The sequence below is a fragment of the Stutzerimonas stutzeri genome, from assembly GCF_013522825.1.
In the GTDB taxonomy this organism is placed as follows: Bacteria; Pseudomonadota; Gammaproteobacteria; order Pseudomonadales; family Pseudomonadaceae; genus Stutzerimonas; species Stutzerimonas stutzeri_AK.
This window is the reverse complement of sequence record NZ_JAAMQZ010000042.1, coordinates 1-13,501: the sequence shown is the minus strand read 5'-3', so window position 1 is coordinate 13,501 and position 13,501 is coordinate 1. Positions and strand designations below refer to the sequence as shown.

12 protein-coding genes are annotated in these 13,501 nt (G+C 64.1%); 5 read left to right on the top strand and 7 right to left on the bottom strand.

The annotated features are described in order from the left end of the window. Nucleotides 1-52 precede the first annotated feature (52 nt). The 7 genes from G7020_RS20205 to G7020_RS20175 all read right to left on the bottom strand — a co-directional run bounded on the left by G7020_RS20205 (nucleotide 53) and on the right by G7020_RS20175 (nucleotide 6,976). Entirely contained in the window at nucleotides 53-847 is a 795-nt protein-coding gene (locus G7020_RS20205) for a class I SAM-dependent methyltransferase (RefSeq protein ID WP_181086786.1), read from the bottom strand. Further along, nucleotides 834-1,622: an ABC transporter ATP-binding protein gene (locus G7020_RS20200; protein WP_181086785.1), complete on the bottom strand. Its 789-nt coding sequence runs from the start codon at nucleotides 1,620-1,622 to the stop codon at nucleotides 834-836. Before G7020_RS20200 ends, G7020_RS20205 begins: the two co-directional genes overlap by 14 nt. After that, the gene (locus tag G7020_RS20195) at nucleotides 1,619-2,725 is read right to left on the bottom strand and encodes a FecCD family ABC transporter permease (protein WP_258189406.1); all 1,107 of its coding nucleotides are present in this window, start codon (nucleotides 2,723-2,725) and stop codon (nucleotides 1,619-1,621) included. Before G7020_RS20195 ends, G7020_RS20200 begins: the two co-directional genes overlap by 4 nt. Next, on the bottom strand, nucleotides 2,718-3,740 hold the full coding sequence (locus tag G7020_RS20190) for an ABC transporter substrate-binding protein (protein ID WP_181086784.1): 1,023 nt from the start codon (nucleotides 3,738-3,740) through the stop codon (nucleotides 2,718-2,720). The genes G7020_RS20195 and G7020_RS20190 overlap by 8 nt, the downstream gene beginning before the upstream one ends. Continuing rightward, the gene (locus tag G7020_RS20185) at nucleotides 3,737-4,264 is read right to left on the bottom strand and encodes a DUF2478 domain-containing protein (RefSeq protein ID WP_181086783.1); all 528 of its coding nucleotides are present in this window, start codon (nucleotides 4,262-4,264) and stop codon (nucleotides 3,737-3,739) included. The genes G7020_RS20190 and G7020_RS20185 overlap by 4 nt, the downstream gene beginning before the upstream one ends. A 53-nt stretch (nucleotides 4,265-4,317) precedes the next feature. Next, nucleotides 4,318-6,318, bottom strand: coding sequence for a TonB-dependent receptor plug domain-containing protein (locus tag G7020_RS20180; protein WP_181086782.1), 2,001 nt, complete (start codon nucleotides 6,316-6,318; stop codon nucleotides 4,318-4,320). Between the two features lie 193 nt (nucleotides 6,319-6,511). Next, a complete protein-coding gene (locus tag G7020_RS20175) occupies nucleotides 6,512-6,976 on the bottom strand; it encodes a DciA family protein (RefSeq protein WP_181086781.1) in 465 nt (154 codons plus the stop codon). Between the two features lie 230 nt (nucleotides 6,977-7,206). On the opposite strand from G7020_RS20175, the gene secA reads away from it, so the two are divergent. The 5 genes from secA to G7020_RS24145 form a co-directional block, all read left to right on the top strand. Further along, nucleotides 7,207-9,945 (top strand): preprotein translocase subunit SecA, encoded by a 2,739-nt coding sequence (gene secA / locus G7020_RS20170; protein ID WP_181086780.1) that lies wholly within the window; start codon nucleotides 7,207-7,209, stop codon nucleotides 9,943-9,945. Nucleotides 9,946-10,056: 111 nt separating this feature from the next. Then, nucleotides 10,057-11,274 carry a bifunctional glutamate N-acetyltransferase/amino-acid acetyltransferase ArgJ gene (gene argJ, locus G7020_RS20165; RefSeq protein ID WP_181086779.1) on the top strand — a complete coding sequence of 406 codons (1,218 nt, stop codon included), beginning with the start codon at nucleotides 10,057-10,059 and terminating at the stop codon, nucleotides 11,272-11,274. A 210-nt stretch (nucleotides 11,275-11,484) separates the two neighbouring features. Next, the gene (locus tag G7020_RS20160) at nucleotides 11,485-12,426 is read left to right on the top strand and encodes a Nudix family hydrolase (RefSeq protein ID WP_181086778.1); all 942 of its coding nucleotides are present in this window, start codon (nucleotides 11,485-11,487) and stop codon (nucleotides 12,424-12,426) included. A gap of 211 nt (nucleotides 12,427-12,637) precedes the next feature. Then, nucleotides 12,638-13,201 (top strand): alkyl hydroperoxide reductase subunit C, encoded by a 564-nt coding sequence (gene ahpC, locus G7020_RS20155; RefSeq protein WP_131651008.1) that lies wholly within the window; start codon nucleotides 12,638-12,640, stop codon nucleotides 13,199-13,201. 167 nt (nucleotides 13,202-13,368) lie between these two features. Continuing rightward, the coding region (locus tag G7020_RS24145; RefSeq protein ID WP_258189390.1) for a hypothetical protein at nucleotides 13,369-13,501 on the top strand (133 nt) is incomplete at its 3' end.

The following is a 13,501-nucleotide window of genomic DNA, read 5'->3' as shown; positions in this document are numbered from 1 at the left end:
CATGCGACATACGCATGACCTTTGCATCACTTCGACCATGACTTCAATGGCTCTAGGACGGCACAGTCCAGCCGATGAACGCCCAGCGCATCGGCGCGCCGCCCTGCCGGGCGCGTTCCGGGTCGGCTCGATACCAGTCGGCGAGGGCGTCGCGCTGCGCATCGTCGAGCGGGCCGAGCGACCAGACGACCCTGTCGACGAATTCTTCGAAGGTGGCGCAGCCCGCCAGCCGGCTGGGTATCTCTATATAGACCAGGTGTGGATGGATGCCACGCTGGTGCAGCAGGTTGAGCGTGTAGATGTAGTCCGGCAGGGCCGGTCGCTCGCGTCCGAGCAGGCTGGCGATGGTCGGGTCGATGAAGTGTCCGCCGACCAGTTGGGTCATGTAGGCGCGCAAGCGGGTGTGGCGGTGGATCTTTTCCAGCGCGGCGTCCAGGTCCTCGACCAGGCCCGAACGCGAGGCGATCAGGATGTCGCAGATCGGCACCTCGCTCCAGTCGTCTTCCCAGGCGCACAGCACGGGATGCACGTTGTCCAGTTCGAGCGCCTCGGCGTTGTCGTTGAGCAGGGCGAGCATCGCCGGGCTGTAGTCGAGGGCGTAGACCTCTTCCAGGCGCGGGGCCAGGGGCAGGCAGAGGGGGCCGGGGCCGCAGCCGATGTCCAGCAGGCTGCGGGCGCCGTCGAGGTTCATGCGGGCGATGAAGGCGTCGGCGTAGTGGCCGCCGAGCGGCTTGCGGTCCATCGTCAGGGCGCGCTTGTCCCACTCTCTGGCCGGTTTGGGTCGATAGGACGCGAGCTGCAGGTGTTGGCGATAGCGTTCTGCGAAGTCGATGTCATCGAGGCTCATGGTGGCTCCCGGAGGTCAGGGTGGTCAGCAGCTGCATTTGACGAGCGATCTGCTCCGCCGGCAGGTCATACAACCAGGCCAGGCGCTGCAGGGTAAGGGTATCCGTACGAGAGCCGCAGTGGACGATGCGCCCCTGCTTGTAGAGGGCGATCCGGTCGGCCACGCGTAGCGCGTGTTCCGGCTGGTGGGTGCACAGGAGAATGCCCAGACCCTGGTCGCGCAACGCCCGAAGCTGTTCGAGCACACGCACCTGGTTGCCGAAGTCCAGGCTGGCGGTCGGCTCGTCGAGGATCAGCAGCGCCGGTTCCTGGGCCAGGGCGCGGGCGATCAGCACCAGTTGCCGTTCACCGCCGCTGAGGTGGGTGTAGATGCGTGGTGCAAGGTCGAGAATGTTTAGGCGTTGCAGGCAATCGCGTGCCACCTGCCGGTCGTGTACCGAGGGCTGGGCGAAGGCTTTGAGATGCGCGCTGCGGCCAAGCAGCACCATCTCCTCGACGCTGAACGGGAAGCTCAGGCTCTGCGCCTGGGGCACGTAACCGAGGCATTGCGCCAATCGCCGCCGGGACCATTCGGACAAGGGATGGCCATCGAGCAGGACGCTGCCCGCCAGGGGCCGCAGCAGGCCGAGCAAGGTCTTGAACAGGGTCGATTTGCCACTGCCGTTGGGGCCGAGCAGGCAGAGAACTTCGCCGCTGTTCAGGCGCAGGTCCAGATTCTGCCCCAGGGGCTGGCCGACATAGCCGATTGCCAGTGCGCGGGCTTCCAGGCAGTTCATGCGCTGCGCCCTCCACGCGCCAGGAGCAGCAGGAAGAACGGCGCGCCGATCAACGCCATGAGGATGCCCAGCGGCAACTCGATGCCGGCCAGGGTGCGTGCCAGGGTGTCGGTGAGCAGCAGGAAGCTGGCGCCCAGCAACAGGCTGGCCGGCAGCAGCCGGGAGAATTCGGGACCGACCAGCAGCCGCGCCATGTGCGGCACGACCAGGCCGATCCAGCCGATGATGCCGGTGATGGCCACGGCGCTGGCGGTCATCAGCGTGGCGCTGAGAATCAGCAGCAGGCGGATACGGCTGATGTTCAGGCCGAGGGCGGCGGCTTCCTCGTCGCTCAGACTGAGCAGGTTGATCCGCCAGCGCAGCAGCGCCAGGGGCAGCAGGCCGGCCAGCATCAGCGGCGCGGCGCTGGCCAGGTCCGCGAAACTGACGCCGTTGAGGCCGCCGAGCAGCCAGAAGGTGATGCTGGGCAGCTGGCTGTAGGGATCGGCGAGGATTTTCAGCAGCGAAATGCCGGCGCCCAGCAGGGTGCCCAGCGCCACGCCGGCCAGCACCAGGACCAGCACCGGGTCATGGCGCCTGATCCGGCTGGCCAGCAGGTAGACCAGGCTGACCGCCAGCAGGCCTCCGACGAACGCCAGCAGCTGCACCCAGGGCAACGGCAGGCCGAGGAAAATGCCCAGCACCGCGCCCAGCCCGGCGCCGGCAGAAACGCCGAGAATATCCGGCGACACCAGCGGGTTGCGAAACATGCCCTGGTAGGCGGCGCCCGCCGCAGCCAGGGCGCCGCCTACCAGCAGGGCGGTGAGGATGCGCGGCAGGCGCAATTGCCAGAGCACGGTCTCGATCTGTTGCGCCGGCGGCGCGCTTGTGCCCCCCAGGTGGCTGGCCAGGGAGTCGAGCAGATCGCCCAGGCGCAGCGGGTACTTGCCGGCGAGCAAGGCGATCAGCAGGCTGGCGAGCAAGGCGACGACCAGCAAGGTCCAGGCGAGCCCTGGTGCGCGCCGGCTCGTTGGCAGGATTTCCCGCCGGCAACCTGGCTGGCTGATCGCTTCTTCGAGCCGGTTGCTGGGCAATGGCCGGTCAAGCCCCGAGTTGTCAGCCATGCGCGCTTCCCGGATGCCCGGCCAGCAACCGCTGCAGTTGCGCCTCGTCCAGCTGCATGCCGTAGAACAGCGCGAAGAACTCCCGCACCCGCTGCGGCAAGGCGCCGGCATGTTTCGGGTCGAACGCCGCCAGCCATTCCAGGCCCAGCAGGCGATTGAGGCCGGGTGGTCCGTCCAGCCAGCCGAAAGGCGATTGCGGCACGCTGTAGACACGCCCCTCGCGCACCGCCGGCAGCGCCTGCCAGAGCGAGGACTGACGGATGTGCCGGTAAAGGTTGGCGTCCTGGCACAGCAGGCTGTGGGGTTGCCAGTCCAGGAGCTGCTCCAGGGAAATCCGCGCCAGTCCGCCGGAGCCGAGCCACGCGGCGACGTTTTCCAGCCCGGCCAGCTCCACGGCTTCGGCGTGAATGGAGCCGCCCAGCCCGGTTTCCAGGCCGTCATGGCCACGGGCCAGATAGACCGGACCCAGTGCTGCGCCATGGTTCCTGGCACGCATCAGAATGGCTTCGGCATATTGCGCCAGGCGCTCGCCACGGACCTGGACACCCAGCCGAGCGGCGGCTTCGCGCAACTGACGGGGCGATTCCTCCAGCCGGCCATCGACGAGCAGCCAGGGCAGGCCCGTCTGTTCGCTGGTGCGCAGGGCCAGGGACTGATAGGTGGCATCGGCTTCACCGACATCGAGGATCAGGTCCGGCGCCAGGGCCACCAGGGTCTCCAGGGGCACGGTGCTGCCACGTCCAGCCAGGCGACCGATCATCGGCAGGTCACGGACCACGGGGCTGAGCAGGCTGCGCTTGTCCTCGTCCAGTGGCCAGGGCCAGCCCAGCATCTTTTCCGGCGCCAGGCAGCAGAGCAATACGGCGGCCGGTGCACCGGCGGCGAAGACCTTGCGAACCTGCGTCGCTGGCGGCGTCTGGCCGAAGGTGAAAACCAGTGAGTCCGTGGCGCTGGCCAGCGGGGGTAGCAGCCAGGGGCCGACAGCCATGGCCTGGAGCAGTTGCCGTCGCTTCATGCGTTCTGTTCCATATCACGGGGCAGGGCGTCGGCCCAACTCAGCAGGGCCTCTTCGCTCAGGGGCAAAAGGCAGTCGTCAGTGCCGACGAAACGTTGCCAGTCGGCCTGGTATTGCGGGCTGACCAGGGTCAGCAGCGGGATGCCTTCGCTCATCAACGCGAGCATTTCGCTGGCGAACCCTCGCCCTGCGGCCTCCACGGCGCCGAAGCGATTGACGATGACCAGATCCGGTCGCTCATGCAGCGCTTCGCGCAGCACGCCGCTGGCCTGGGCAAGCGCGCCGGGGTCGAGGGAGCAGGCATGGGAGCCGGGGCCGAGTGCCTGGGAGATGGCGAAGCTGCGACCGTCACGTATATCGCTGATCAGCATCGGCAGGCGTCCTTGCGGGTCCTTGCCACGCAGGGGCAGCAGCCCGCGTACCTTCCAGCCGGAGGCCTGCAACTGTCCGCAGAACTGGCGGATCAGCGCATCGCCCTCACTGTTTCCGGCATGCAGTACGGCCGCGAAAGGGAAGTGATTCATGTGGCTCTCCATTGCAGGTGCGCTGGGCGCGGCAGGTTCGCGCCCAAGGCCGTTCAGAAGCTGAAGGTGGCGTTGGTGAACAGGGTGCGCCCAGGCATCGGGTAGCCGTCGGCGAGTTCGTAGTGCTTGTCGCCCAGGTTGTTCACGCCGGCCTCAAGCGCCAGGTCAGGGCGTGGTTTCCAGACGCCCTTGGCGTTGACCGTGGCAAAACTGCCCACGTGGCGGTAGCCGGATGCCGTGGCGTTGCCGCTGCTCACCTGACGGCCTTCCTCGGCATCCAGGCTGGTCTGGAACGCCCATTGCTGCAGGGGGCTCCAGGTGGCGTGGGCGAACAGCTTGTGGCGTGGGGAATCGGTGAGGGGTATCTGGCGATCGCTCATGTTGTCGCGGTCCAGGTAGGTGTAGGCGGCGCCGAGTCGCCATTGCTCGCCGAGCGTCTGCTGCAGGGACAGTTCCAGGCCGCGGTGGCGCGCTCTGGAAATATTCTGTGCCTGGTCGCAGGTCAGTCCGCCACACGCGGTGCTGGGCACGACTGCGGTCTGGATATAGTCGCGAATGTGGCTGTAGAACAGTGACGCTTCGCCGCTGGCGCCGCGCCAGGGCGTGCCGCGCAGGCCTATTTCGCCGTGCCGCGCCACTTCGGGGTCCAGGTCCGGGTTGGGTATGGCGCGGCCCATGCGGTACGAGTAGCGATCCTTGATGGTCGGCAGGCGGGATTTGCGCGCCAGGCTGGCATAGGCCTCGATATCCGGCGTCAGGTCGTGGGCCAGTTCGATCAGGCCATTGGTGGCGCGGGTCGTGCCGGTGGGCAGCAGGTGGGCCTCATGCGCTTCACGCTCCTCATGGCTGAGACCCAGCCGCAGGCGCCAGGCGCTGCTCAGCTCGATGATGTCTTCGATGGCGACCGAACGGGTTACGTCGCGGAAGTTCTTGTCGTCCTCCTCGTGCCGGTCGTCTTTGTAGTGCAGGGCCAGGTGCAGCTCGTGGTCCTCGAGATGGCGGCTGACCAGTTCCACCGCCGCGCCGTAGGTCTTGTCGTCGTAGAGGCTGCGTTCGGTGCGCTGGCTGTAGCTGGCATCGGTGAACATGTCCAGACCGTTCTGATACTTGTCGGCGTACAGGCGGGTCTTCAGGGTCAGCGCGTCGCTCAGTTCGGTCGAGCTGAGGAAGTACAGGCTTTCTTTGTCCCAGAAGGGCCACTGCCAGTAACGCATGCTGCCCTGGGTGGATTTGCCGGTGTACACCGGATTGCCCTTTTCGCCTTCCTGCTTGCTGTAGGCCAGGGCGTATTCATCGCTGGCGTTGGGGGTGAAGCCGATCTTCAGCGAGGCCCTGCGGTCGGTGCGATAGGCGTTCTGCCGGCGGTCGCCACTGTCGGTCGGCGAGGCCTTGTGGTCCTCGAAGCCGCGGCCCAGGGCAAAGCTGTTCGCCTCCAGATAGGAGGCTCCGGCCTGGAAGTACCACAGGCCCTGGTTGGAGCCGACATTGGCGGCGACCTTGCGCTCGCCGCCGGTGGCGAAGCCGATACGCACGTCGCCTTCCAGCTCGCGTAGCGGTTTGCGGGTGATCAGGTTGATGGCGCCGCCCATGATGTTGGGGCCGTAGAGCAGCGATGCGGCGCCCTTGGCCACGCGGATTTCGGCGAGGTCGAAGGTGGTGAAGCGACCGAAGTCCACGTAGCCGTCATACGGTACGTACTGCGGAATGCCATCGAGGAACAGCGGCACCTGGCGCGAATCGAAGCCGCGCACGAAGACGGTTTCCTCGTTGCGACTGTTACGCGAGAGATTGACCCCCGGCAGGGTGTTGATCGCGCTGCCCACCGTTTCGCGATTGAAGGCGCGAATGTCGGCGCCGCTCAACGCCTGCTCGCCGACTTCACTGGTGTGCAGGGCCGTGCTGTGAACGACGATATTGCCGAGGTCGAAGACGTTGCCTTGCGCCAGCGCATGGGGCACCGAAAGGGCGGCTAGCCCTGCAACTGAACCGAGAAGACTGGCGAAGCGAATGGTGGCGCGCAGAGGACAGGCGCGATTCCTGGGTTTGGCGGGCATGGTCACTCCGTAATATACGTTTTTATATAGCGAGTAATGAAAAGCTGCCGCTGGTTGCAACTGTCTGGTCAGGGAAATGGGCAGCGGTGCGTGTCTTGCCTGTGGTGACAGGAGAGTCCTGTGATCGCAATATATTTCTGTATACAGCGATAGAAATTGATTGTCATCAATTTGTCAGGACGAATCGCTTGATTCAGTTCTGCTCTGTGGTGGAGCGGCCATGGCTGGCCAGGCGTTCGAGCGCGGCCTTCAGTCGGGGGTCCCTGATGCCGCGCGCGGTCTCCTGGAGATTGTCCGCAGCCTGGGTGGACAACTCTGGCGCCGGGCCGGGTGTGTGCCTGGGAGCTTCGGGGGGCTGGACCTTGAACAGGATGCGGTTCAGGCCTGCGAATGCCTCCATGGCCTGCAACTGGCGTTGCAGACGGCGCTGCTGGTAGCGCAGGCGGGTGGCCCAGTGCCCATCGGTGACGATGAGCAGCAGTGTGCCTTCGCGCCAGGAGGCGACGTGGCAGTGCTCGCGCGCAGCGGGTTGCAACTGGCTTTCAACCAGATGTTGCAGGCGATCGAGCCGTCTTGCCTCGCTGAACAAGGCTTGCAGCGGCTTTGCTTCGCGCAGCAGCGCGGCGGGCGCTCGGGCTGGCGGGGGGCGCAGCGACATGGGGGTATCCGGCAGTGGTGGTAGCGGACCACAAGCTTAGCAGAAGGCCCGTGGCATTCAGGCAGTACAGGTTGACTGCCGGGCCGATTGCTTTGCAGTATGACGGGCTTTCGCCGGTGCGCAGCAGCACCTTTTCTCACCGGCATTTGCGAGTAGAATGCCCCCTTTGCACGCAATCGTGGTGGCCCCGCGGTCGTGTCTCCATCCCCAGCATGGAAGTCCTTGTCGATATGTTTGCGCCTTTAATGAAGAAACTCTTTGGAAGCAAGAATGAGCGTGAGGTCAAGCGCATGCTCAAGGCGGTTCAGTCCGTCAATGCACTCGAAGAGCAGATGCTGTCGCTGTCCGATGAGCAACTGCGAGACAAGACCGAAGAGTTCAAGGCCCGCATCGCCCAGGGCGAGACGCTCGACCGACTCCTTCCCGAAGCCTTCGCCGTCTGCCGTGAGGCGGGCAAGCGCGTCATGGGCATGCGCCACTTCGACGTACAGCTGATCGGCGGCATGACCCTGCACGAAGGCAAGATCGCCGAAATGCGCACCGGTGAGGGCAAGACCCTGGTGGCGACCCTGGCGGTCTACCTCAACGCGCTGGCCGGCAAGGGCGTCCATGTGGTCACGGTGAACGACTACCTGGCCCGCCGCGACGCCAACTGGATGCGTCCGCTGTACGAATTCCTCGGTCTCTCGGTTGGCATCGTCACCCCCTTCCAGCCGCCGGAAGAAAAGCGCGCCGCCTACGCCGCCGACATCACCTACGGCACCAACAACGAATTCGGCTTCGACTACCTGCGCGACAACATGGCGTTCAGCCTCGAAGACAAGAACCAGCGCGAACTGAATTTCGCCGTGATCGACGAAGTGGACTCCATCCTCATCGACGAGGCACGCACGCCGCTGATCATCTCCGGCCAGGCCGAGGACAGCTCCAAGCTCTATCAGCAGATCAACCAACTGATCCCCACGCTCAGGCAGCACATCGAGGAAGAAGAGGGCGTCGTCACCCAGGAAGGGCATTTCAGCATCGACGAGAAGACCCGCCAGGTCGAGCTCAACGAGCAGGGCCACCAGTTCGTCGAGGAAATGCTGACCGAGGCCGGGCTGCTGGCCGAAGGCGAAACCCTCTACTCGGCGCACAACCTGGGGCTGTTGACTCACGTCTATTCCAGCCTGCGTGCGCACAAGCTGTTCCATCGCAACGTCGAATACATCGTGCAGAACAACCAGGTGCTGCTGATCGACGAGCACACCGGACGTACCATGCCGGGGCGTCGCCTGTCCGAAGGCTTGCACCAGGCCATCGAGGCCAAGGAAGGGCTGCCGATCCAGCCCGAGAGCCAGACGCTGGCCTCGACCACCTTCCAGAACTACTTCCGCCTGTACAAGAAGCTCTCGGGGATGACCGGCACCGCCGACACCGAAGCCTTCGAGTTCATGCAGATCTACAGCCTGCCGGTGATGGTCATCCCGACCAACAAGCCGCTGGCGCGCAAGGACTACAACGACCTGGTCTACCTGACCCAGGAAGAGAAGTACGCGGCGATCATCGCCGACATCAAGGATTGCCAGAACAATGGCCGCCCGGTGCTGGTCGGCACCGCCACCATCGAGACCTCCGAGTACGTGTCGAAGCTGCTCGACAAGGAAGGCATCGAGCACAAGGTGCTCAACGCCAAGCATCACGACAAGGAAGCCGAGATCATCGCCCAGGCCGGTCGTCCGGGTGCGGTGACCATCGCCACCAACATGGCCGGTCGCGGTACCGACATCCTGCTGGGCGGCAACTGGGAAGTGGAAGTTGCGGCGCTCGAGAACCCTACCGACGAGCAGGTCGCGCAACTCAAGGCCGAATGGCAGAAGCGCCACCAGGCCGTACTCGAAGCCGGCGGCCTGCATGTGATCGCTTCCGAGCGTCACGAATCGCGGCGTATCGACAATCAGCTGCGTGGTCGTGCCGGACGTCAGGGCGACGCCGGCTCCAGCCGTTTCTATCTGTCGCTGGAAGACAGCCTGATGCGCATCTTCGCCTCCGACCGGGTGAAGAACTTCATGAAGGCGCTGGGCATGGAATCCGGTGAGGCCATCGAGCATCGGATGGTCACCAACGCCATCGAGAAAGCCCAGCGCAAGGTCGAGGGACGCAACTTCGACATGCGCAAGCAACTGCTCGAATACGACGATGTGGCCAACGAGCAGCGCAAGGTCATCTACCATATGCGCAACAGCCTGCTGGCCGCCGATGAGATTGGCGAGACCGTTGCCGAGTTCCGCCGCGAAGCGCTCGACAATGCCGTCAACCAGCACATTCCGCCGCAGTCTTTGCCGGAACAGTGGGACATCGCCGGGCTTGAAGAGGTGCTCTACAGCGATTTCGGCACCCGTCTGCCGGTGCAGCAGTGGCTCGACGAGGACGACAAGTTCCATGAGGAAGCCCTGCGTGAGCGCATCCTGCAGGCCTTGATCGAGGCCTACAACGAGAAGGAAGAAATGGCTGGCGCCGAAGCGCTGCGCACCTTCGAGAAGCAGATCGTGCTGCGTGTGCTGGACGACCTGTGGAAGGATCACCTGTCGACCATGGATCACCTGCGCCACGGCATTCACCTGCGTGGTTATGCACAGAAGAACCCCAAGCAGGAATACAAGCGCGAATCCTTCGCCCTGTTCAAGGACCTGCTCGAATCCATCAAGCGCGACGCGATTCGTGTGCTCTCCCATGTTCAGGTCCGCCGCGAAGACCCGGCAGAGGAAGAGGCGCGTCTGCGCCGCGAGGCCGAGCAACTGGCGCAGCGCATGCAGTTCCAGCATGAAGAAGTTTCAGCGCTGGCCGAGCCGGAAGAGCCTGAGGCCCAAGGCGCCGCAGCAGCGCCAGTGATGACGCCGGTGCGCACCGAGCCGAAGGTCGGTCGCAACGAGCCATGCCCCTGCGGTTCGGGGAAGAAGTACAAGCATTGCCACGGGCAGATTCAATAAAGCGCATTGCCTGTTTTTGACCCACGCCGCGACCGGTTCTGCCGCTCGCGGCGTTTTTATCCCTGTTTTCGTCGCGGCCAGCGGGCCGTCAAATTTTGAAGGAGCGTATCCATGGCTGTCGGTCTTGGTCCTTTACCTGTACTGCATCCGGTTCCCGGTTTCGAGCTCGGCATCGCTTCCGCCGGCATCAAGCGCCCTGGCCGCAAGGATGTGGTGGTGATGCGTTGCGCCGAGGGCTCGCGCGTGGCCGGCGTGACCACCACCAACGCCTTCTGCGCGGCACCGGTACTGATTACTCGCGAGCGTATGGCGGGTGATGTGCGTTACCTGCTGACCAACACCGGCAACGCCAACGCCGGCACCGGTGCCGGCGGCCTGGCCAATGCTCGCCGTACCTGCGCCACGCTGGCTGCGCTGACCGGCGCCGAAGAAAATGCCGTGCTGCCGTTTTCCACCGGGGTGATCGGCGAGCCGCTGCCGGTGGAGAAGATCGAAGCCGCGTTGCAGGCCGCTCTCGATGATCTGTCCGAGGATCACTGGGCCGAAGCCGCCACCGGCATCATGACCACCGACACCCTGCCCAAGGGCGCCAGCCGGCAGTTTCAGCACGAGGGCGTCACCGTCACCGTGACCGGTATCTCCAAGGGCGCGGGCATGATCCGCCCGAACATGGCGACCATGCTCGGCTACATCGCCACCGACGCCAGGGTGGCGCGCGGCGTACTGCAGGATCTGGTCCGCGATGCGGCCAACAAGTCCTTCAACCGCATCACCATCGACGGTGACACCTCCACCAACGACTGCTGCATGCTGATCGCCACCGGCCAGGCGAACCTGCCGGAAATCACCGAGGCCAGCGGCGAGCTGTTCGCCAAGCTGAAGCAGGCGGTGTTCGAGGTATTCATGGACGTGGCCCAGGCCATCGTGCGCGATGGTGAAGGGGCCACCAAATTCGTCACGGTCATGGTCAATGGCGGCATGACCCACCAGGAATGCCTGGACGTGGGATACGCCGTTGCCCACTCGCCGCTGATCAAGACCGCGCTGTTCGCCTCCGACCCGAACTGGGGACGTATCCTCGCCGCCGTCGGTTATGCCGGTGTGCCGAATCTGGATGTCAGCCTGATCGACGTGTTCCTTGGCGACGTCTGCATCGCCAGCCAGGGCGGACGCTCGGCCAGCTATACCGAAGAGCAGGGCGCGGCGGTGATGGCCCGCGAGGAAATCACCATTCGCATCGAGTTGGGGCGCGGCAACTGCAGCGAGACCATCTGGACCACCGACCTCTCCCATGAGTACGTGCGTATCAATGCCGAATATCGGACCTGAAAGCCGATAACAGTGCTTGAGGCGGGAAGGCTGGACGAGAAAAGCCGAAAAGAGCGCTTGAGGCTGGAAGGCTGGGCGAAAAGCTTGACCGGCATTGTCTCGGAACGATGCTGTCCAGCCTCCAGCCTCCAGCCTCCAGCCTCCAGCCTCCAGCCTCCAGCCTCCAGCCTCCAGCCTCCAGCCTCCAGCCTCCAGCCTCCAGCGAATTTTATGAAACGAATCCACGTCGCCGCTGCAGTCATTCGTGCTGCGGATGGCAAGGTACTGATCGCCAAGCGCCCGCTGGATAAGCACCAGGGCGGGCTGTGGGAGTTTCCCGGCGGCAAGGTCGAGGCCGGTGAGACGGTCGAAGCTGCGCTGGCTCGCGAGCTGGCCGAGGAGCTGGGCATCGCGGTGACGGCGGCGCAGCCGCTGATCCAGGTGCGCCATGATTACCCGGACAAGCAGGTGCTGCTGGATGTCTGGCAGGTCACGGCATTCGACGGCAAGCCCCACGGCGTAGAGGGTCAGCCGCTGGCCTGGGTGGAGCCTGCGCAGTTGTCGGGCTACAGCTTTCCGGCGGCGAACAGGCCGATCGTTGCCGCCGCGCGCCTGCCGGATCGCTACCTGATCACGCCCGAAGGCCTCTCACCGGAACACCTGCTGAGCGGGATGACACGGGCGCTGGATGCCGGTATTCGGCTGATCCAGCTGCGTGCGCCAGCCTTGTCGCATACCGATTACCGGGCACTGGCGGTCGATGCCCTGGCCCTCTGTGCCGGGCGTGCGCAGCTGATGCTCAAAGGTCCTGTGGAATGGGCAGCCGAGTTTCCGGCAGCCGGCTGGCATCTGACGGCGCAGCAACTGCAACAGCATGCCGGGCGAGGCAGGCCGGTTCCGAACGAACAATGGTTGGCGGCGTCCTGCCATGATGTTCGCGAGCTGGACCTGGCTACGGCGATGGGGGTAGATTTCGTCACGCTGTCGCCCGTGCTTCGTACCGCTACACATCCCGAGGCACAGGCGCTGGGATGGTCTCACGCCGCTGAATTGCTGTCAGGCTTCAACCAGCCGGCTTACCTTCTGGGTGGCCTTGGACCTGACGATAGGGCGCAGGCGTTGCGTGCTGGCGCTCAGGGCATTGCGGCCATTCGGACGCTCTGGCCTGCGTGAAGCCTGGCGGCTTTTGCACCGATAACTCATGAGCCGAATTGCCGGTCGATAGCGTGGTCGTAGATGCGGTGCAGATTAAAGAGATAATGGTCGATAGTTGGAATTTATCGTCATTATTCCCTTAATCAATTAACCCCATGCGGCGGACTGCGCTATCGTAGGCCCCGTTAAGTTTTCTGAACCCTAAAGTGAACCCCAAAGGAGTTAGCAGATGTCTCTGATCAACACCCAAGTCCAACCGTTCAAAGTCAACGCTTTCCACAATGGCAAGTTCATCGAAGTCACCGAAGAGTCCCTCAAGGGCAAGTGGTCGGTGCTGATCTTCATGCCGGCAGCTTTCACCTTCAACTGCCCGACCGAGATCGAAGACGCTGCAAACAGCTACGCCGAATTCCAGAAGGCCGGTACCGAGGTGTACATCGTCACCACCGATACCCACTTCTCCCACAAGGTCTGGCACGAAACTTCCCCTGCTGTCGGCAAGGCTCAGTTCCCGCTGATCGGCGACCCGACTCATCAGCTGACCAACGCGTTCGGCGTACACATCGCTGAAGAAGGCCTGGCGCTGCGCGGCACCTTCCTGATCAACCCGGAAGGCGTGATCAAGACCGTGGAAATCCACTCCAACGAAATCGCCCGTGACGTCAGCGAAACCCTGCGCAAGCTGAAAGCTGCCCAGTACACCGCTGCCCATCCGGGTGAAGTCTGCCCGGCCAAGTGGAAAGAGGGCGAGAAGACCCTGGCTCCGTCGCTGGATCTGGTCGGCAAGATCTAAAGACCCTGGCTACGATTTGCTCGCAAGATCGTAGAACAGGCTCTAAAGGTTTCGCCCATTTGCCTTGCATGCCATAGGGATTGCCCGTCAATCCTGAAGGCCAGACGCCTGGATGCGGTTTATCCAGGCGTTTTATTTTCTGAATTTTCTGGGAGGCACCGCTGCGCATGTTGGACACCAATCTCAAGACCCAGTTGAAAGCCTATCTGGAAAAGGTCACTCAGCCGTTCGAGATCGTCGCGTCCCTCGATGACGGCGAGAAATCCCGGGAAATGCTGAGCCTGCTGCAGGACATCGCCA